Origin of the sequence: Kaistella sp. (genome assembly GCF_041824135.1) — a bacterium.
In the GTDB taxonomy this organism is placed as follows: domain Bacteria; phylum Bacteroidota; class Bacteroidia; order Flavobacteriales; family Weeksellaceae; genus Kaistella.
Window position 1 is genome coordinate 1 of sequence record NZ_JBGZYM010000075.1, and the last position, 19,922, is coordinate 19,922.

The window sequence follows — 19,922 nt, forward strand, 5'->3', positions numbered from 1 at the left end:
ATCCTCTTATATCGATTATTCGATGTCGGTAATCGTTTCCAGAGCGTTACCCGATGTAAGAGATGGCTTGAAGCCGGTTCACAGAAGAGTTCTTTACGGAATGTACGGATTGAACGTTTTTTCAAACAGAAAACATTTAAAATCAGCGAGAATCGTAGGAGATGTTCTCGGTAAGTATCACCCACACGGTGATACCTCCGTTTACGATGCGATGGTAAGAATGGCACAACCGTGGAGTTTGCGTTATCAGTTGGTAGACGGACAGGGTAACTTTGGGTCTGTAGACGGTGATCCGCCAGCAGCAATGCGTTATACGGAGGCAAGAATGAAAAAGATTTCAGATGAAATCTTAGCAGATCTTGATAAAGATACGGTTGAATTTCAAAATAACTTTGATGATTCCATGACGGAGCCGACCGTAATGCCAACAAAAATCCCTAACCTTTTGGTTAATGGAACTTCGGGTATTGCAGTGGGAATGGCGACCAATATGGCGCCGCATAACCTGTCAGAATCAATTGATGCCATCTGTGCTTATATCGACAATCCTGAAATTACTATTGATGAGTTGATGCAGCACATCATCGCGCCCGATTTCCCAACGGGTGGGATCATTTACGGTTACGATGGTGTTCGCGAAGCGCTGCATACAGGACGCGGACGAGTAGTTCTTCGTGCTAAAGTGGGCTTTGAAGAGATCGGAAATAGAAATGCGATCATCGTTACCGAGATTCCTTATCAGGTGAATAAGGCTGACATGATTGCGAGAACCGCAGAACTGGTAAAAGATGAGAAGATCACAGGAATCTTTGAGATCCGTGATGAATCTGACAGACAGGGAATGCGCGTTGTTTATGAACTTAAAAATGATGCGATACCGAATGTAGTTTTAAACATGCTTTATAAATATACAGCATTACAAACTTCATTCAGCGTTAATAATATTGCCTTGGTGAAAGGCCGTCCGGTACAGTTAAATGTAAAGGATTTAATTCTTCATTTCGTAGATCACAGACATGAAGTGATTGTTCGCAGAACGAAATACGATTTAAGAAAAGCCAGGGAAAGAGCACATATTCTTGAAGGTTTCATGAAAGTGATTGGGACCCAGGATTCTTTAGATAAAGCAATCGCGATCATTCGTCACAGCTCTAATCCAGCAGAGGCGAAGGAAGGATTGATGGCCGAATTCGAACTTTCTGATATCCAGGCACAAGCGATCTTAGATTTAAGATTGGCTCGTTTGACTGGCATGGAACTCGACAAAATTCGTGCGGAATATGATGAGATCATGGCATTAATCAATGATTTAGAAGATATTTTAGCGAATGAGCCAAGAAGATTCCAGATCATTAAAGATGAAATGTTAGACATGAAAGAAAAGTATGGCGACGAAAGACGTACGGAAATTGATTATTCAGGTGGCGAAATGTCCATCGAAGATCTAATTCCTGACGAAAAAGTAGTTTTGACTATTTCTCATGCAGGTTATATTAAAAGAACTTCGCTTTCAGAATATAAAGTACAAAGCAGAGGTGGTGTCGGAAACCGTGCAGCCACAACCAGAGATGAAGATTTCCTGGAATATATTGTAGCCGCAACGAATCACCAATACATGCTGTTCTTTACCGAAAAAGGAAAATGTTTCTGGTTAAGAGTATTTGAAATTCCAGAAGGATCGAAAATTTCTAAAGGCAGAGCCGTACAGAATTTAATTAACATCGAACCTGATGATAAAATTAAAGCCTATATCAGAACCAATGATCTGAAAGATTTGGATTACGTCAATCAAATGAACGTCGTGATGATCACCAAAAACGGAACCATCAAGAAAACTTCATTAGAAGCGTATTCAAGACCTAGAACCAACGGGGTAAATGCGATTGAAATTAGAGAAAACGACCAATTGTTAGGCGCAAGATTAACCAATGGAACTTCTCAAATTATGATTGCCACTAAGAATGGTAAGTGTATCCGATTCCCAGAAGAAAAAGCTAGAGCAGTTGGACGTGGATCCATCGGTGTTCGTGGAATTTCTTTAGATAAAGGGGACGAAGTTATTGGAATGATAGTTGTAAATGATGTTGAAAATGACACCGTTTTAGTAGTTTCTGAAAGAGGATATGGAAAAAGAACTGCTGTTCTTGACTATAGAGAAACCAACCGTGGTGGAAAAGGAGTTATTACGCTAAACGTTACTGAAAAAACAGGAAATCTAATCGCTATTCAATCGGTAACCGATGAAGATGGTTTAATGATCATCAACAAATCGGGTGTTGCTATCAGAATGGGCATGGATGAAATGCGGGTGATGGGTCGTAATACACAAGGAGTGAAAGTAATCAACTTGAAAAAGAATGATGAAATTGCTGCCATTGCAAAAGTAGAAATGGATAAAGAAGTGATTATCGATGAAGAAGTCGATGAGCCGTTAGCTGAACTCCCAACAGAACATGTTGATTCTGCACGTCCAGATTTTAGTGATCAGGAACAAACAGGAAATAATGCGTTTACAAACATTGGTGACCCCGAAGTACTTCAGAAAATTGAAGACGAAGAGGCAGCAGATAACGATGAAACGACAAAAGAAAACGATAAAGATTCAGAAGATGAATCTGCGGAATAATAAATCAACCAAATTTTAAATTAAAATAAAATGAAAAAAATATTTTTAAGCGCAGCAATGCTAACAGTTGCATTCGCATTTGGACAAAAAAAAGAAATTGCAGCAGCGGTTAAGGCTATTGATGCTGGAGATCTTGCGACGACCAATGCGCAAATTGCACAAGCAGAAAGTGCGATGGGAGATAAGACCTATCTTTTGGAGCCTGCAGTTTTAGAACAATATTATTATGCAAAAGGATTGTCACTTTTAAAAGCAGGAAAAACTGCTGAAGGTGCTTCTTATTTGGGGAAAATTAATGATTTAGCAAAGAATAAAATCTATGTTGGAAAAGATTCTTCAAAAAACAAAGTGTACTATGTTGGAAAAGCTGCCGCTGACCAATCAGGAATTCAAGGTTTAAAAGAGGAATCCTACACGCCAACTTTAACTTCGAAATTATCGGGCTCAATTAACCCGGTGATCGAAGCTGCAAACAAAGTGGCTTTAGATGCTTATAATGCAAAGAAATATGCAGAAGCGGCACCAAAGTTTCAAGAAGTTTACGACTTGTTAAACGCAGCTGGACAGGATAATAAAAAATATCTTTATTATTCAGGTTTAACCTATGCGCTTGCAGACAAGAAAAAAGAAGCGAGTACCATTTACATGAATTTACTTAATTCTGGCTACACTGGAATTGAAACAACCTACACTGCAAAAAATAAAAAAAGCAATGAAGTTGAAAATTTAGAAAAATCGACTTGGGATCTCTACAAAAAAATGGGAGCCACAGCAGATTATTCTGATTTTAAAACAGAAACTTCTAAGAGTGTAGAAAAAGAATTATACGAAACTACCGTAGCTTTACTTCTTGATACTGATCAAAATGAAGAAGCTTTATCTTTAATTGAAAAAGGCTTAAAGAAATTCCCGAACAACGCAAAATTAGCGGAACTTCAAGGAACAGCCTATTTCAAATCCGGGAAAACGAATGAATTTGTTTCGAGTTTAAAGAAGCAGTTGGCGAGTAATCCAAACGATGCGACCAACTGGTACAATTTGGGCGTGTTGCAAAGTAAAGATCCAGCAACTGAAGCGGAGGCTTTAGCTTCTTACAAAAAAGCAGTTGAGATCAAACCGGAACTCGTTCAGGCTTGGCAAAATATGACCTACATGACGATGGGCGACGATGCCAAAGCGATTGATGATTATAACGCAGCTAGAAAAGCAGGTAAGATTGAAGAGTCTAATAAAATTATCGCAGCCAGAAGAGCGAGATTGGCAGCAGCCTTGCCTTTCGCTGAAAAATGGTATCAGTACGATAACAACAGTATAGATGCTGTAAGTCTATTAAAAGGTCTGTATGGTTCAGCGAGAAATGAAGCCAAGCAAGCAGAATTTAAAGCAAAAGAAGAGGCGATGACAGCGGCTCAAAAATAAAATCTACCTAATGTAGAAATTTAATTAAAGTATATCGGATTCATTTTCGGTATACTTTTTTTTATTCTTTTTTAGAAGCACGAAGATTTTAGCAATTGTTCGCACCCGGACCCGCTTTCCACTCTATCCCACCGCGACGGCGGGGATGCCGTTGCAATCGGGGCTAGAATGTAGAGCGGATATTCTTTCAATGGAAAATGCATAATTAGAGTTCATAGCATTTAAAAGATAAATTATTCCCAACCGTCAAAGTTCTAAACCTCGACACGGTTTTTCGCAAAAGTATAAATTTGGTCATGGAGTATTGTTGTGAAAATTCTAAATTTTAACATAATTAGTTTATTAACTACATTTTGCGGAATATTTATATTTTTTGGAACTGTCAATATGCAGGAAATTCATTTTTTATAAAAACTTTAAGACCCATCTTTTTCCAAACCCTTAAATTCTTCGTAAATTCACATCCAAATAGATACAATATGACTTCATCAGAAAAAATAGTGGCGCTTCGCCAAAAAATGTCAGAAAATAATATTGATGCTTTTATTGTTTATTCGGCAGATCCTCACATGAGCGAATATTTACCCGAAGAATGGCAAGAAAGATCATGGCTTTCAGGATTTACAGGTTCGGCTGGATTCGTAGTCATTACCAAAGATAAAGCAGGTTTGTGGACGGACGGACGTTATTTTGTACAGGCACCGATTGAATTGAAAGATTCCGGAATCGATTTAATGAAAGATGGAATGGAGGGAACTCCCAATTATATCGACTGGATTAATGAACAAATTCCTGAGAATGGAACAGTAGCCGTAAACGCGATTGCAACTGCACATGCCAACTGGGAATTATTAACCGAGAAATTAGCTGCCAAAGGTAATAAGCTGGTAGACTTCCCTTTGTTAAAAGAAATTTGGAAAGATAGGACGACCAGCGCTCAAAAAAATCCTGTATTTGTACAACCGATTGAAAGAGCTGGAAAATCAGTGAATGATAAGTTGGCAGATATTCGTACTAAAATGGAAGAGTTGGGCGCATCTGTGCACATTATTTCCAGTTTAGATGATGTCGCCTGGACTTTAAATTTACGTGGAAGCGATGTACAGTCCAATCCTGTATTTCTGGGTTACGTTTTATTGACTAAAAATGAAGCGAAACTTTTTATAGATTTAGAAAAACTCGATGTTGATTCCAGAAAACAAATGGATGATGCTTGGGTTAAAATGCTTCCTTACGAAGAATTCTACAAAGAATTAGATAAAGTAAACGACGAAAAAGTTTTGATCTCGCCCAATGGAAATCAGTCTATTTTTGAAGCTTTGAAAGAAAATAACACTTTTATTAAAGCACCTGTACCGGGAAATTTAATGAAAGCCATTAAAAATGAAACCGAACTGCAAGGTTTCAGAACCGTGATGCAAAGAGATGGAGTTGCCATGGTGAAATTCCTTTATTGGTTAACCCATCAAGCTGGAAAAGAAGCCATGACAGAATTTTCAATTGGTGAAAAATTAAGAGGTTTCCGTGCAGAAGGTAAAAACTTTGTAGGAGAAAGTTTCGGTAGCATTGTTGGTTATAAAGAAAATGGAGCAATCATGCATTACTCTGCGAAAAGTGAAGGCAGCAAAGATGTGACGAATCAAGATACGATCTTAGTCGATTCTGGCGGACAATATTTAGAAGGAACAACAGATATCACGCGAACTTCAGCTTTAGGAAATGCTTCGGCAGAATTTAAAGAAAATTGCACTTTGGCTTTGAAAGGATTGATTCAATTATCGATGGTGAAGTTTCCGAAAGGCACACGCGGTGTTCAGTTGGATGCGTTTGCAAGATTGGCGCTTTGGAAAGAAGGCAAAGATTATAACCACGGAACCGGTCACGGTGTGGGTAGTTTCATGAATGTACATGAAGGTCCGCAGAACATCAGAAAAGACATGAATTTTCAGGAACTGATTCCAGGCATGGTATTGTCCAACGAGCCAGGGTTCTATTACGAAAACCATTACGGAATTCGTCATGAAAATCTAATCGCTGTTCGGGAATTGGAAACCACTGATTTCGGAACGTTTTATGATTTTGAAACCTTAACGATCTGTCCGTTCGACAAAAATGTGATCGCTACCGAATTATTAACTCAACCTGAAAAAGACTGGTTAAATAATTACCACGCGTGGTGTAAAAAGAAATTAGAAAACGATTTACAAGGCGAGGTCAAAGACTGGTTCTTAGAAATGGTTCAACCGATATAAATATTTAAAGTGTAGATTTTTCTACACTTTTTTTTTTGGAGCGTGACCCAAGGGTCGGGCTATTCATTGCAATCTTTTTGTTTTGCCTTCACCAAGTCCAAATAAAACAAAAAGGATTTCCATTACTATCCCTCACGCAAAGAGATCATCTCCATAGATTAGGAATAGAATGATATCAAAGGTTACCCACTTTTACTGGTGTTCCACTGAAAAGCCTTCGTGTGTTAACACGAGTGTTTCCGTTGCAAGTTGAGAATCATTACTGATCAGCATAGGACCAATATATTGAGAAGGAAAACAATTTTTAACCTTCCAAAAAATCACAGGTTCATGTTCTTCATTGAGTAAAGAAATAGTGACTTCTCTTCTTTCGACTGTTCCGAAACTTCGAGTTTTAATCCAGTTATAAAAGTCATTATCTCCGACTTTTACTGTCCTTTTCAAAACGATATCTTTATACCTCGTTAATCCCGGAATTTTTATCTCGTTCTCTTCGGGAGAACTTCCACCTCGCATAGGGACGATATCCACTACAATATCTAATCCTGAAACTTCGAGAAAATCGAGTCTCGATCCGCCCCATTCTACTAAAAAATGATACTGACTAATAACTGGTTGTGTCATGGTATTTGTTTTTGTTGAACCTAAAGATACTCGTTTTCTGTGAGTTAGCCTTTATTCAAAAAAAACATGAATAGGTGAGATGGGAATTTTTTTAAAACTCAAAGTGTTTGTGATAATTTTCGTACTGAGAAATTACTCAGTCTGCGAAGGCCTGTCCATAGAAAATAAGAAAACAATCCGATTCCTTTTGGTAGGTGAGACAATCCCAGTTGCTGTAGACTTGACTGGTCGGGATTGCGATAAAGCTTACTTTTTTTGCAATGCTCATTCCTTTTGAAAAACATCCGTGATCAGGTGCAAAATTTTCATCTTCTTTTAAACCGTTCATAATGATTGGAACAGCTTCAAAAAACTGACCTACATTTTTTTTCAGAAATTCTTGATGATAGATGATCTCTTCACCTATTTGATAATCCAATGTCCCAAAAGCGCCGTAGTTGCAGCCGGCATCTTCCAAACCATTTTCAACTTTCGCCGTTCGGTAGAGTTCCCGATACAGATCTTTTTCTGCCTGATAGATTAAAATCGTAATCATCGATTCACTCTTATTGAAGACCACGAAAACTCGGTCATTTTTTCCTTCTGAGGTAAGAGATCCTTTGGCAATCGATAAAAGTTCGTATTCTGGATGACCCGAAAAGTACTGCTCATGTTTCGTAGAAAGTTTTTTGAGCAAAGGATTGCTGATTGACTTAAAAATTCCATTATCTGAAAGAGCAGCAAGCGCGCTTTGATGATTTTCGATTCTGTCTTTTAAATCAGTCCGATCATAAGTGGACTCCTCGAATTTCTGAAACGTTTCGCTGTTTTTAGCGGTAGTTTTTTCAGTAACCACAGGTTTCGAAGTATTCTCCTTTACGGTTTTGTTATCCTTAATTTTATCGGTACAGCTAAGAATAGAAACCAATATGATATTAATGACCAATATCTTTCTCATAAATAGTTTGTCTTTTATAATGCGAGTTTCTTTTACCGTCAATGATCTGAGGCGTTTTGAAATGATTTCAATTTTTAGCACAATAACCACCACAATGTGTAATATTCTAATTTTCCATTTTTAAAATAAAATAAAAATGCCTCATCAAGATTTTCAGCAATGTACAATCTAAAACGCACCGTATCTTTATCCTCAGTTTCTTCCATTTCTACTTTAGGAAAGAGTTTTTTGAAGTCAGAAACGGTTGTGTTTTCATCCAGCACGATTTGATCAGAAATGATCAGAAACGTATTTCCTTTCGCTTTTCCAGAGTCGAAAATAACCAGATGATTATTGCTGTCGAAATCGAAACCTTTAATACTGAATCGGGTAATTTCTCCGTTGAATCTAGCGAAAGTTCCCACGTTTTCGTCTTTTTCACCGTAGGTCTTCATCATCCACTTTTCATCTAACCATTCTAACGGATGGCCACATTCACGTAATGTAGTTCGGATCGAATCATATTTCGGATAGAGTTTCGCAAATTCTTGTTGAGGTAAAATGATTTTGTGATCATTCACTAAAATATTCTCAATTGCCAAATATTTTGACCGATAAACTTTTATTTTTTCTTTGACGACGCTTTCTTTATTTTTAGAAGCAAATTCGGCTGTTTTTTCAGGAGACCTACTATTTTCTGGTTCCATAATCTGATGGTCTTTTTGACAACTCATCATTAATAGAAAGAGAATCGAGCAGAATACTATTTTCAACATATCTTTTTTAATAGTAGAATATAAAATTAAAATGATTTATAGACGATCAATAAATTAAAAATTCTGGTGATTAAATCTTGACTTTAAACATTTGTAGTCGACGTAATGTTTAAATGAGAGTATTCGAACTTATTTTTTTGACCAGTTCAATTGATGCAGTTTTTTGATTTCTTCCAATAATTCACCTTCAGCCGGACCACGAACTTCTACGTTTTTTATAATATCTTCTACGGGCAAGAAGTTAATTGGCGCGGATGCCAGATCATATTCCTTTTGCCATTCTCCCAACTGTTTCGCAGAACTCAAATACACCAAAGTTCCGATTCCGACACAACCGTGCGCAGCCGAACACATCGGACAATGTTCACCAGTGGTGTACATGGTTGCCTTTTGTCTTTCTTCTTCCGATAAATTTTCAGCTGCCCAGTATTCTAAATCAATTTCAGGATGAGCCAAGACTGTTTTTTCATTCACTCTGTTTCGAGCTTCCGCTATAATCTCTTCTGCTTCGTTCACCAGGACCGATCCGAACGCTTCATCACCAGCTTCCACCGATTCTTTTGCCAATTCCAGACATCTTTCTAAATATTTGTGGTCAGTTTCTTTTAGTTGTTGAGCCATATTTTCTGTTTGAATTAATTAAGGTTTACAATATTTAAAATTCTAGATCAGGTATTGACTTTTTCACTTTTACATAAAACCAAGGTGCAGATGCAAATCCGTTGTTTTCATCATTCATAAAAGTTACCATTTCTTGCCACTGATTATTTTCTTTTATCAGTCCAAATTCGTTGATTTCAATTCCGAATTTTTCAGTGAGTTCTGTTGCTAAGTTGTGGCAGTGAAAACTATGAAAATCGCCACTTTCTTCAATTCCGATGAGATCATAGCCGATTGTTATATCATTTTCGTTTTCAAGGATTCGATTGTTCAAATTATTTGATAGACCAATTTCTTGAAAGGATGATTCTTCGGAATTGAAAAATGATAATAATTCTTCTGTTTCAGTTTCGGGAAAGTTAATGCTCAAAATTTCCGCGCAATCCTTGGGAAAGAATAAATTTTTATATTCGATCAAAGTTTTTAAATCCGTAAAAGTAGAAATCCAACCAATTTTTTCTTCCTCAAATTTTTGGTCTGCCCATTTTTGGATATTTATAATTTGCATCTCATTAATATTAAAACTGGACTTAGTTTCGTCGTTAACTTTTTTCCCACTCTCAGTCCAGCTAAGAGACCAAGCGTCAATAAATGAATCATTGATGCAAGTACTGCAAGTATACAATTTCGCACCCTCAAAAGTTCCAAAATTAGACTTGCGAAGTTTCATCAAATAATAGGCGCCCAAATAATATTTCAATGCTTATTTATTTATTTAAGTTTTGATCCTAGAAGATTATATTTAACTCCAAAGTCTTTCAATAAACTCCAAAGCATTCTGACTGCTGATTTTCTTCATTTGTTCCGCACCAAATTGCTGCTCCAAAACCTTATTGATTCGTGGATAACAATCTGCATTTCCATGTTCTTTGAAATAGAAAGGAATTCTGGATTTGTCAGGATTGTCTTTGGTGTAAAAATAATCAGCACCATAACAGATCGCATTTTCGGCACCCAAGCTAATTCCATGCGCAACGTGTTCTTCCAAAGCTTCTACTTTTTCTGGATTCACAAAAGCCCGCACAAAATTGAGTCCGATCAAACCTTTTTGATGAATGATCTCTTTTGCGATATCATCAGGTAAATTCCGCTTATGATCATAAACCGGACGGTAATTAGAGTGACTCGCCATGATCGGAACGCTGATGTTTTCTTTGGAAATATAATTTAAAATATCATGCGCCAAAGCATCACTCGTATGCGAAAAATCAATGGCGATATTTCTGTTGTGTATATAATCAATTAATGCTTTCCCATCATTTTTTAAGCCAACAGCGGAGTAGTTGCCACCACCAAATCTGTTCTCAGCATGATGCGTAAAACTGATGTACATGATCGAACCTACATTCTCGATGATCCTCTCCAGATTTTCAAAACCTTCTTTCAAAGAAATGTTTTCATCACAAAAGGCCGAACCACTTTCTACCGAAGCCAGCATTCCAATATTTTCATTTGTTGCGAAAGTTTCTAAATGATGTTTTTCAAAACGGTAGAGTTCATTTTCCTGAGAATTGAGATCCCGGAATATTTCACTTTGCTTTAATCCATAGTCGTGGCTATTGGATTCTACTGGTGCAAAAATCGCCATGATCTGTAATTTAACATTTCCTTCTTTTAAATAGGGAACGGCACAACCAACATCTTCGGTCTTGTAAATGCTGGAGTTTGATCGGGTAAGATAACTGAGTAAGTCACAGTGAAGATCGATAACAGGTTGATTCATGAATTGTTTTTTTAGAGTTGCTTTTCCCGTTGATGGTCGAAAAAAGAATTTGATGTTATTTAATGCTACTAAAATACCACTTTTGAAATAAGTTGGTGTTTTTGTGATTCGAAAAATGGTTTCTCGCAAAGATGCAATGTTTTCCTCGCAGAGACGCAGAGGTTTTGATCTCGTTTGAAGGTAATGGATAAAGGTTTTCATCCAAATAAGCAATGGTTTAATGAGGAAGAAGATTCCGGAGGAATCATATCTCTGTAGATTCGTTAAGTAGCAATGAGGGGCGTTCCGGAGGAACGCTATCTTATTATCAGATGCTATGTTCTTTCAGTATTTTAATTCTTGAATGATTGATGAATAAAAGATTCCGTAGGAATCATATCTCTGTAGATTTATTACGTAGCAATGTTGGGCGTTCCGTAGGAACGCTATCTTACCGACCCATCGCTTTATTCTATTTTCAACAAATTCTTTGCACGATTTATATCAATTTGCACAGGATTAGATAAATTTAAAAAATATTCTGTTTGCCAGATTTGGGTTTTCGTCGCTTGTTTGCTGGTCGTTTCATCCCAAGTTGGATAAACCCTTATTCCGCGTTTTCCGTCTCTTGTTTGATCGGATAAAATTTTATTTTCGTGTAAGATTTTTTTTGGAAATATAAAAACACCAAAATTTGTTGCGGTTTTGGTGGCGATCAAATAAAAGTCAAATTCATCTGAAACCTCGAATGGCGCAGTTATTCCTTCAGAGGTGCGTTTCCAGATTGCAACAAATTGTCCTGTTTTTGTAGGAGTTACTTTGGCAACTCGAAATAGGATCTTTTTTTCATTCAGCTGAAAACGATGGGCTGAATATTCCTGACTTTCTGCTTCAGGCTCTATATTTTTTAAACTAAAATTACACGGTTTAAAAACCAGCTCATCAATTAATTTGATATCGGCACAAGGTTTCTTTTGAAATATCATATAAGTTCTAAATATTCAATCTTCTTTACGACTCCGTTTCCTATGTCATTCAAATTAGATTTTGTAATTAAACAATTAATTTGTCATTCAGAGCGGAACAAAGTGGAGCGTGGAATCTCAACTTTTAATTTTCTTAGGGATTAAGGTTTTGAGACTCTATTGAAACTAATTTTCAAATCGCCACATCATCAGATCAACCAATGATCACATCGTCAAAAGAATCTTCCCAATATGCTCACTGCTTTCCATCAATTGATGCGCCTCGGCGGCTTCTGCTAAAGGGAATTTTTTGTAAATGATCGGATGGATCGCTTTAGAATGAAACATCGGCCAGATATTTTTTTCAACTTGCTGCGCGATTTGGGTTTTCACTTCGGCGGTTTGAGGTTTGAGGAAACTTCCGGTTAAGGTCAGGTTTTTGGCCATGATCGTGCGAAGATTAATATTCACGTCGGTGCTTTTCATGCCGTTGATGTAAACGAGGCGGCCTTTTTTATTCAGGATGTCGAGGTTCTTTTGCGTATAATCGCCGCCGACCATATCGAGAATGACATCGATCTTTTCGTTTTTCCAGACTTCTTCAAAAGCTTCTTTTTTATAATTGATGACATGATCAACTCCAAGATTTTTGAGAAATGCTACCTTTTCCTCTGTTCCCGCAGTAGAGTAGGATTCGCAACCCCAGGCTTTTGCCATTTGCAATCCCATGGTTCCGATGCCGCTGGTTCCGCCGTGAATGAGTAATTTTTCGCCGGGTTGTAATTTCCCCAACATAAAAACATCAAACCAAACCGTGAAAACCGTTTCCGGAATCGCGGCTGCATCTTCCAGACTAATTCCTTCCGGGATGGGAAGACAGTGCGAACTTTCGACCGCAACATATTCGGCATAACCACCGTCTGAAATAAGCGCACAGACTTGATCGCCGACTTTTTTGTCTGTGACTTCAGAGCCAATCTCTTCAATAACGCCGGAAACTTCTAAGCCGGGAATTAAAGTCTGGGGCGAACCTTTGCCATAAGTGGCGGTATTTTGTCGGGTGATCACATCGCTGCGATTAACGCCGGCTGCTTTTACTTTGATGAGCACCTGGTTTTTTTCAGGTGTTGGTTTTGGGGTTTCCTGAAGTTGTAAAACTTCCGGTCCACCGGATTTGGTGATGTGGATTGCTTTCATATTATGATTGAATTTTTAAACCACAAAAGTTACAAAAGTTTTAATTTAATAGATTATTCAAACGTTTGCTAAAGGGCATAGATCAAAAGGGAACAAAGAATGATGATCATTACTAAACAACCATATTTTTTCTTTTTATCAGATGAATATAATTTATCGTGATATGCTGATGCATTTTCTTGAGTTAAAAAATATCCTCTCCAGGCATGATCCGGAATTGAAAGTACAAATATTTCTTCACAAGTATTGCACAGAAAATACATTCGGTAATCCATGAGTTTATTTTCATCATTTGATTCAAGAATTTCAATTTTATTGGAACGAGTCTTCGAATCTAAATTATCCTCAAATTTTTTAAATTCAAGTTGTGAAGGAAAACCGTAATACTCCTTATCAAAACAATCGCTGCACATTTTATTTTTTATCAATAGGAATACCGTTAAGGAATCACTTTATATATTGTACTATCAGTATTTCCAAAAATTTCTTTTTGAATGCGTTTTGCTAAATCAACCGTTTCCGTGATACTCGTGTTCGTTCTAATTCTCAAATAGGGAATTCTGTCTAATTTTTCTTTTTCAAACTTGATATTGTGTTTAGAAGCAAATTCTTCTAATGGTTTTAAATAAGCAAGCTGAATCTTTTTAAGTGCCCTAAATTCTACATTAAAATTCTGGTCATTCCGAACAAAAAAGAGGCTGTCGTATCCATTGGCAGTGATCCCAATAAAATTAAAATCGGTTTTACCTTCCAGAACCAGGTTGAGTTCTTCACCTAACTCATCCAATTGAATTTGCTTTACCGTAAATCGATCTCTGCGTTTTTCAGTGCCAGTATTTGTAGCAAACGTTTTGACGCTATTGATAAAGGATTTAAAAATATTCATTAGTTGGTTTTGAGGTTTTTTGAAGTTGTAGAACTTCGGGTCCGCCGGATTTTGTTATGTTGATTGCGCGCATATTAATTAAAGTTTTGCGTATTGATGATTGCGCGGATTAATATGATAAATTTTTCTATTATAAACTAAACTTCGAAAGATCTCTAATCTTTAAATATGGGAAAAACCCGCACTATTACCAATACGATGTTAGCGGTAGCTGTAATTACTTAATTACATTTTCAATAATTTCAAAAACTACTTCAAATTTACTGAAGTCTTCTTTTGTTGCATTTTTGCAAACCCAGTCACAAAAATTTTTCTTTTCATCTTTATTTACCTCACAGTGTTCTTTTTGATACTCGACACCACGAATGATTCCAGATTCTTTTTTAAAATCAATAAATGCTTTATTTTCTTCAATTGCTTTATAAATTAGGTCATCTGGAAATAAATTTTCAATTCCTGATTTTACAATTCCATCAATTCTTGTTGGAATAAGTCTTTTGAAGTGATAACCAAAATCCTGATCTTCCTTGTTCGTATCACAATCATATAGAAAAATTTTAATTTGTGGAATTGTCTCCCAACTTTCTTTGTTCAGTTCTAACCATAATTTATCTAGATTTCGGAACCCTTCTCTTTGGCGCAATTCAATTTTGTCAAGTAGTGCTTTCTTGTCTAGCAACTCTGCCGCTTTTTTGATATAAGTTATATCATGTTCTCCTTCTACAAAAACAATTGGTTTTGGTATTATGACTTGTTCAACTTTAGAAAGTAATTTCCCTTCTTTCCAAGGATTATAATATTTCTTAAATGTTTCAATTAGACTAGTAAATAAGTTCTCTACAATTTTGAAATAAGCCTCTAATATTGCTGTCGAGATATACTCTGGTTTCTCTTCAACACAATAATAATTATAATTGATTTTTTTACCAGTTTTTTTCTGACTCTGTAATAATGGAAATGGGTAAAAGAATGGGTTCTTTCTCTCTACCTCTTCATACTCTTCCAAGTGTTTTAATTCAGGATTTTTATTTTTAAAAAAATCTTGACTTTTCTTTTCTACATTTTCTTCATATAATTTATAATTTTCTCCATTCCATTTTCTAACTTCACTTTGTAAATAATCAACACTTAAAAAATCATAAAATTGTTCAATTGTTTCGTGAGTTTGTTTAAAATATTCATCAATTGTTTCTTGATTAGTTGTATTAATTACTTGTAATAATTCGTTTTCAAAATTGACCAAACCTTCATTCCATATCTGGATTGAATCTTCAAAATATTTCTTTTTCCATGAATCTGGATTACTAACAATTTCTTGATAATCTTTGATTTTTGCTTTTTGCAAAAAATCCCATAATTCATTTATTGTGATATTTCTAAATGGAAAATTTAAAATCATAATATTGTTCTTATAGAATTATCGCTGACGAACGGTTACGTATTGGCGATGGTGCAGCTTTACCGCAGAAACTTTCTTATTATAAATTAATCTGCGAAGCATCTAAAATGGTTAAACTTGCGATTCCTCCGCACTACTGCCAATACGATGTTAGCGGCTGTCTCTTATTTAATAGTTTTCCATTTTGAATTTTCTTCAGATGATTTAATCCTTAAAGGAATGAAATTTTTAAAATCTGTCGTTTTATATTCTATTTCATAAATAGGAGCAAAATTGTCTTCCTCTAAAAATAATGAAGCACCAATAACATAGAATTTGTCTTTTGGATTTTTTTCAATACTTGAATAGGAATTTCCTTTAGAACTAAAAAACGTAATATTTTTCTTTCCGATATTTTGCTTCACTGTCTTTAAAAAGTTTTTGTCTTCTTCTGGAATTACATTTATGTTTTTCAGATCATTGTTAGAGACTTTGTAATATATTTGGCTTGTCATATTACCTCCTCCCCAATAATAGATTTCTAAAATTTCACCGGGAATAATTTCAAAAGCAGTATGTTCAGTAGCATCTTGTATCTTCACGATTTTAGGAAAATCACCAAGAAGTGCTGTCAAATTTTCGTTAATTTTTTCTGCATCATTTTTGGATCCGATTAAATTATCCAGATTTTTAATTGATATATTTTCGCCCTGATCCAAATATCTTGTGGAACTGTCGTATGTTAAAAGTGTATCTGCAAATTTGGTTAAAACGATATCAGAATATTTTTTAAAAATGAAGGTGCTTTTCATATCTTCTGTTAACTCATTTTTTAGGTATTGCTTGTAAAATTCTGTTTTCTGATTTTCCTTTATAGAATTTTTAATTTTTACAAGTTCAACATTGTTTGAGTACGCTGAAAATTCGTGTTTTTGTGCGCAAAAAATTCCGCTGATAATAACAGCAGATAGGATAAATGTTTTTTTCATAGTTTTAATAAATTACTTGATATTTTTATTTTAAAGACGTTTTTTTGAGATAACCGCTAACTCTCAAATATACGTAATTCTGCTAATATTACTAAAATTTATAATATTATAATTTGATTGGTTTATAGTGAATTATGAATAAAAGGACATTTCTTAAATTAGAAAATCTTAGTCAACAATAATTAAAATGCGTAATTCATTTTGCCCACTGTTGTACCTATTTTACTTCTCTTGAAATTAAAAACCACCCTCCATTCTAGCCCCGATGGAAACGGCATCCCCGCCGCGGCGGGATATAGTGGACAGCGGGACGGGTCTTCAAAAGGAGCGAAATCTTGGTGCTCCTAAATCCCGATAGCTATCGGGAAGAGAATAATTACGTAATTTTGCAGCATGAATCAAGATACGATCTGTGCGATTGCGACCGCAAATGGAGTGGGCGCTTTGGGAATTATCCGCCTTTCTGGAGGTGAGGCTGTGAAGATTGCGCAAAAAACTTTTAAAGGAACCAACTTAGAACTTGTGGCGTCTCATACGGTGCATTACGGGTATATTTATGATAAGAGCCAAGTAAAAAGGGAAAAGAGCCAAGAGGAAAGAACAAAGATAATAGATGTCCCGATAGCTATCGGGAGACTGGAGACGGAAGAGTTTGAGGAATTTAATATTCAAAATTTAAAATCTAAAATTCAGAATTCAGAAACTGTCAACCCTCAACTCCCGATAGCTATCGGGACAACATCCAACAATGCCGAAGAGCTGATCGACGAAGTCATGGTTTCTGTTTTTCTGGCGCCGAAAACTTTTACGACGGAAGATGTGGTGGAAATCTCTTTTCACGGATCGCCGCATATTGCCAAAAAAATTCTGGAAGTTCTGGTGAAGAACGGGGCGCGTCTGGCGAAAGCCGGGGAGTTTACGATGCGTGCATTTATGAACGGCAGAATTGATCTTGCACAGGCGGAATCGATCGCTGATCTGATTGCTTCGGAAAATGAAGCCTCGCGGAAAGTGGCTTTGAATCAGTTGAAAGGCGGGATCACCAATGAGATCTCGATTTTGAGAAATGATCTTCTGAATTTTACCTCGCTCATCGAACTGGAACTGGATTTCGGGGAAGAGGATGTGGAATTTGCGGACCGAACCGCCATGAACAAGCTGCTGCTGAATCTTCGGCATAAACTGAGCGCTTTGATCGAGAGTTTCCAGTACGGAAATGCGCTGAAAAATGGAGTAGAAGTCGCCATTATCGGGAAACCGAATGCAGGGAAATCTACTTTGTTAAATGCTTTATTGAAGGAGGAAAGAGCCATCGTTTCTGAAATTGCAGGAACAACACGTGATACGATCGAGGAAGTGATTCATCTGAAAGGAACGGCTTTTCGTTTTGTGGATACGGCCGGACTTCGGGAAACGACGGATGTTATTGAGAAAATCGGCGTGACCAAAGCGAAGGAGAAAATTGCCTCGGCTAGAATTTTATTGTATCTCTATGACGAATTTGATTCGACTCCCGAAGAAGTGATCGCTTTTGTAAAAGAATTCCATCGTGAGGATTTGAAAATCGTGCTTGTTCACAACAAAGTAGATTTGAATAAAGATCAATCACAAAGTCCATTCGACCAACAATTATATCAGCAAATATTTCCGGATTATTGCGACCAGATCATTAAGATCTCGGCAAAAGATCAAACGGGAATTGAAGCCGTGAAAACCATCTTAGTAGATTATGTTGAAAATTTAAAAGACCAGGAAAGCAACGTGATCATTACGAATCAAAGGCATTTTGACGCGTTGCAGAAATCGCTGCAATCTGTTCTTCAGGTGGAAGAAGCGGTGAGGTCTGGAATTCATACCGAACTGTTGGCGTATGAATTGAGAAATGCGTTGGAGCAGTTGGGGGAAATTTCCGGGGAGTTTACGAATGATGAAGTATTGGGGAATATTTTTTCTAAGTTTTGTATTGGGAAATAAATTAGCTTTTCTTTAGTTTCTTTTTCTTTCTTTTATTTGATTTGCAATACTTTATGTAAATTTTATTTTCTCTTGTTGGAGTTTATTTCTATATTTGTACCACTTTTGTACTACATCAGACTTGAAAAATTTTGAAAAGTAGTACAAAGTAGTACAAAACAAAATTTATGAAAATATCACTTAGCCAAAGAAAATTAAAAGACGGAAGGATTAGTCTATCAATAGAATTTTATCGTGGTTCTGAAATTACAGAAGATGGAAAGAGAAAACATTTGCGAAGTTTCGAGAATTTAGATTCTTACTTAATTAATGATCCCAAAACAGCCAAAGAAAAAAAAGAAAATAAGGAGGTTTTAGAATTTGCAGAAAACGTTGTTGCGATTCGAAAAGCGGAATATGCACAAGGAAGATTCGAGTTAAAAAATACTACGAAAGCTAAGCGAGTATTTCTAAATTTCTTTGCTGAACTTACCGAAGAAAAACAAACCCTCGATTCATCAAACAATTATGGGAATTGGTATTCTACTTTGCAGCATTTAAAAAAAGTGGTTCCGAAAAATTTGACTTTTGATGAAATTGATGAGAATTTTATTAAAAAAGTTAGGAAATATTTTGAAAAAGATGCGATAAGCAAAAGTAAAATTCCACTCTCTCAAAATTCAAAATATTCATACTTTAATAAATTCAAAGCTGCACTTAGAAACGCTTTCGATAATGGATATTTGACGATTAATTATGCTTCAAAAATAAAATCCTTTGAGCAAGCGGAAAGCCAAAGAGAATATTTAACCTTTGACGAACTACAATCTCTAGCCAAAGCCGAATGTAAATATCCGGTATTGAAAAAAGCTTTTCTTTTTTCGTGTTTGTCGGGACTTCGCTGGTCGGATATTAATACTTTAGTTTGGTCTGAAGTTCGTGATGAAGGTGATGTTTTTAAAGTTAATTTTCGACAAGAAAAAACCGATGGTGTAGAATATTTGTATATTTCAAAACAAGCTCGTGAACTTTTGGGCGAAAGAGAAGATCCTAAAGACAGAGTTTTCAAAGGTTTGAAATATGGTATGACATATAATACGGAAATTATCCGTTGGTGTAATCGCGCGGCAGTTCCAAAGCACATTACTTTTCATTCCGCAAGACATACCAATGCAGTTTTGCTTTTGGAAAATGGTGCTGATATTTACACTATTTCCAAAAGATTGGGACATCGAGAATTGAGAACGACGGAGATTTATGCAAAAATCGTGGATAGTAAAATGAAAGAAGCAGCAGAAATAATTCCAGAACTTACGTTGGAAATGTGAGGTTTTTTCTTTGAAATACTTTACAGTAAAGAAAAATTTGATTTTTAAAACCTAATTTTTTACTTTTAAGCAAATAGAAGCCAGAATAGCCCAGATTAATCTTATTTAGACTTTTTTTGGACCGTTTTTAATCCAAATTAATAGTATTTAGCCTTTTGCAAACTTCTGGTATTGCCCATTAAGTTTATGATGATGACTTTTGTATCAATAAATCAATCAAACGATACAAATGGAAAATGAACTCATTCTAC

Annotated in this window: 17 protein-coding genes; 5 read left to right on the forward strand and 12 right to left on the reverse strand. The window is 36.0% G+C overall.

Annotated elements, in window-relative coordinates:
• The 3 genes from gyrA to ACEYOS_RS08305 form a co-directional block, all read left to right on the forward strand.
• A partial coding sequence (gene gyrA, locus ACEYOS_RS08295) for a DNA gyrase subunit A (protein ID WP_373797562.1) occupies positions 1 to 2,626 on the forward strand: 2,626 nt, incomplete at its 5' end.
• A 30-nt stretch (positions 2,627 to 2,656) separates the two neighbouring features.
• Entirely contained in the window at positions 2,657 to 4,045 is a 1,389-nt protein-coding gene (locus ACEYOS_RS08300; RefSeq protein WP_373707998.1) for a hypothetical protein, read from the forward strand.
• Positions 4,046 to 4,524: 479 nt separating this feature from the next.
• Entirely contained in the window at positions 4,525 to 6,297 is a 1,773-nt protein-coding gene (locus ACEYOS_RS08305) for an aminopeptidase P family protein (RefSeq protein ID WP_373707997.1), read from the forward strand.
• Positions 6,298 to 6,489: 192 nt separating this feature from the next.
• Here the strand turns inward: ACEYOS_RS08305 and ACEYOS_RS08310 are convergent, their stop codons facing one another.
• From ACEYOS_RS08310 to ACEYOS_RS08365, 12 genes are all read right to left on the reverse strand, one after another.
• On the reverse strand, positions 6,490 to 6,921 hold the full coding sequence (locus ACEYOS_RS08310; RefSeq protein WP_373707996.1) for a phage tail protein: 432 nt from the start codon (positions 6,919 to 6,921) through the stop codon (positions 6,490 to 6,492).
• Positions 6,922 to 7,057: 136 nt separating this feature from the next.
• Entirely contained in the window at positions 7,058 to 7,858 is an 801-nt protein-coding gene (locus tag ACEYOS_RS08315; protein WP_373707995.1) for a hypothetical protein, read from the reverse strand.
• A gap of 74 nt (positions 7,859 to 7,932) precedes the next feature.
• A complete protein-coding gene (locus ACEYOS_RS08320; protein WP_373707994.1) occupies positions 7,933 to 8,613 on the reverse strand; it encodes a hypothetical protein in 681 nt (226 codons plus the stop codon).
• A gap of 129 nt (positions 8,614 to 8,742) precedes the next feature.
• Positions 8,743 to 9,234 (reverse strand): nucleoside deaminase, encoded by a 492-nt coding sequence (locus tag ACEYOS_RS08325; RefSeq protein WP_373707993.1) that lies wholly within the window; start codon positions 9,232 to 9,234, stop codon positions 8,743 to 8,745.
• A gap of 34 nt (positions 9,235 to 9,268) precedes the next feature.
• Positions 9,269 to 9,973 (reverse strand): hypothetical protein, encoded by a 705-nt coding sequence (locus ACEYOS_RS08330; protein ID WP_373707992.1) that lies wholly within the window; start codon positions 9,971 to 9,973, stop codon positions 9,269 to 9,271.
• A gap of 42 nt (positions 9,974 to 10,015) precedes the next feature.
• Positions 10,016 to 11,197: a dipeptidase gene (locus ACEYOS_RS08335; RefSeq protein WP_373707991.1), complete on the reverse strand. Its 1,182-nt coding sequence runs from the start codon at positions 11,195 to 11,197 to the stop codon at positions 10,016 to 10,018.
• A gap of 245 nt (positions 11,198 to 11,442) precedes the next feature.
• Positions 11,443 to 11,961 carry a MepB family protein gene (locus ACEYOS_RS08340; RefSeq protein ID WP_373707990.1) on the reverse strand — a complete coding sequence of 173 codons (519 nt, stop codon included), beginning with the start codon at positions 11,959 to 11,961 and terminating at the stop codon, positions 11,443 to 11,445.
• A gap of 204 nt (positions 11,962 to 12,165) precedes the next feature.
• The gene (locus tag ACEYOS_RS08345; protein ID WP_373707989.1) at positions 12,166 to 13,137 is read right to left on the reverse strand and encodes an NAD(P)H-quinone oxidoreductase; all 972 of its coding nucleotides are present in this window, start codon (positions 13,135 to 13,137) and stop codon (positions 12,166 to 12,168) included.
• A 68-nt stretch (positions 13,138 to 13,205) separates the two neighbouring features.
• Entirely contained in the window at positions 13,206 to 13,550 is a 345-nt protein-coding gene (locus ACEYOS_RS08350) for a hypothetical protein (protein ID WP_373707988.1), read from the reverse strand.
• Between the two features lie 26 nt (positions 13,551 to 13,576).
• Positions 13,577 to 14,023 carry a hypothetical protein gene (locus ACEYOS_RS08355; protein WP_373707987.1) on the reverse strand — a complete coding sequence of 149 codons (447 nt, stop codon included), beginning with the start codon at positions 14,021 to 14,023 and terminating at the stop codon, positions 13,577 to 13,579.
• Between the two features lie 217 nt (positions 14,024 to 14,240).
• Complete coding sequence (locus ACEYOS_RS08360; protein ID WP_373707986.1) at positions 14,241 to 15,422, reverse strand: hypothetical protein; 1,182 nt, start codon at positions 15,420 to 15,422, stop codon at positions 14,241 to 14,243.
• A gap of 164 nt (positions 15,423 to 15,586) precedes the next feature.
• A complete protein-coding gene (locus ACEYOS_RS08365) occupies positions 15,587 to 16,390 on the reverse strand; it encodes a hypothetical protein (RefSeq protein WP_373707985.1) in 804 nt (267 codons plus the stop codon).
• A 393-nt stretch (positions 16,391 to 16,783) separates the two neighbouring features.
• Here ACEYOS_RS08365 and mnmE point away from each other — a divergent pair, with 393 nt between their 5' ends.
• Together mnmE and ACEYOS_RS08375 are read left to right on the forward strand one after the other, a co-directional pair.
• Positions 16,784 to 18,364: a tRNA uridine-5-carboxymethylaminomethyl(34) synthesis GTPase MnmE gene (gene mnmE, locus ACEYOS_RS08370; protein WP_373707984.1), complete on the forward strand. Its 1,581-nt coding sequence runs from the start codon at positions 16,784 to 16,786 to the stop codon at positions 18,362 to 18,364.
• A gap of 167 nt (positions 18,365 to 18,531) precedes the next feature.
• Positions 18,532 to 19,671, forward strand: a complete 1,140-nt coding sequence (locus ACEYOS_RS08375) for a site-specific integrase (protein ID WP_373707983.1) — start codon at positions 18,532 to 18,534, stop codon at positions 19,669 to 19,671.
• The last annotated feature ends 251 nt before the right edge of the window (positions 19,672 to 19,922 follow it).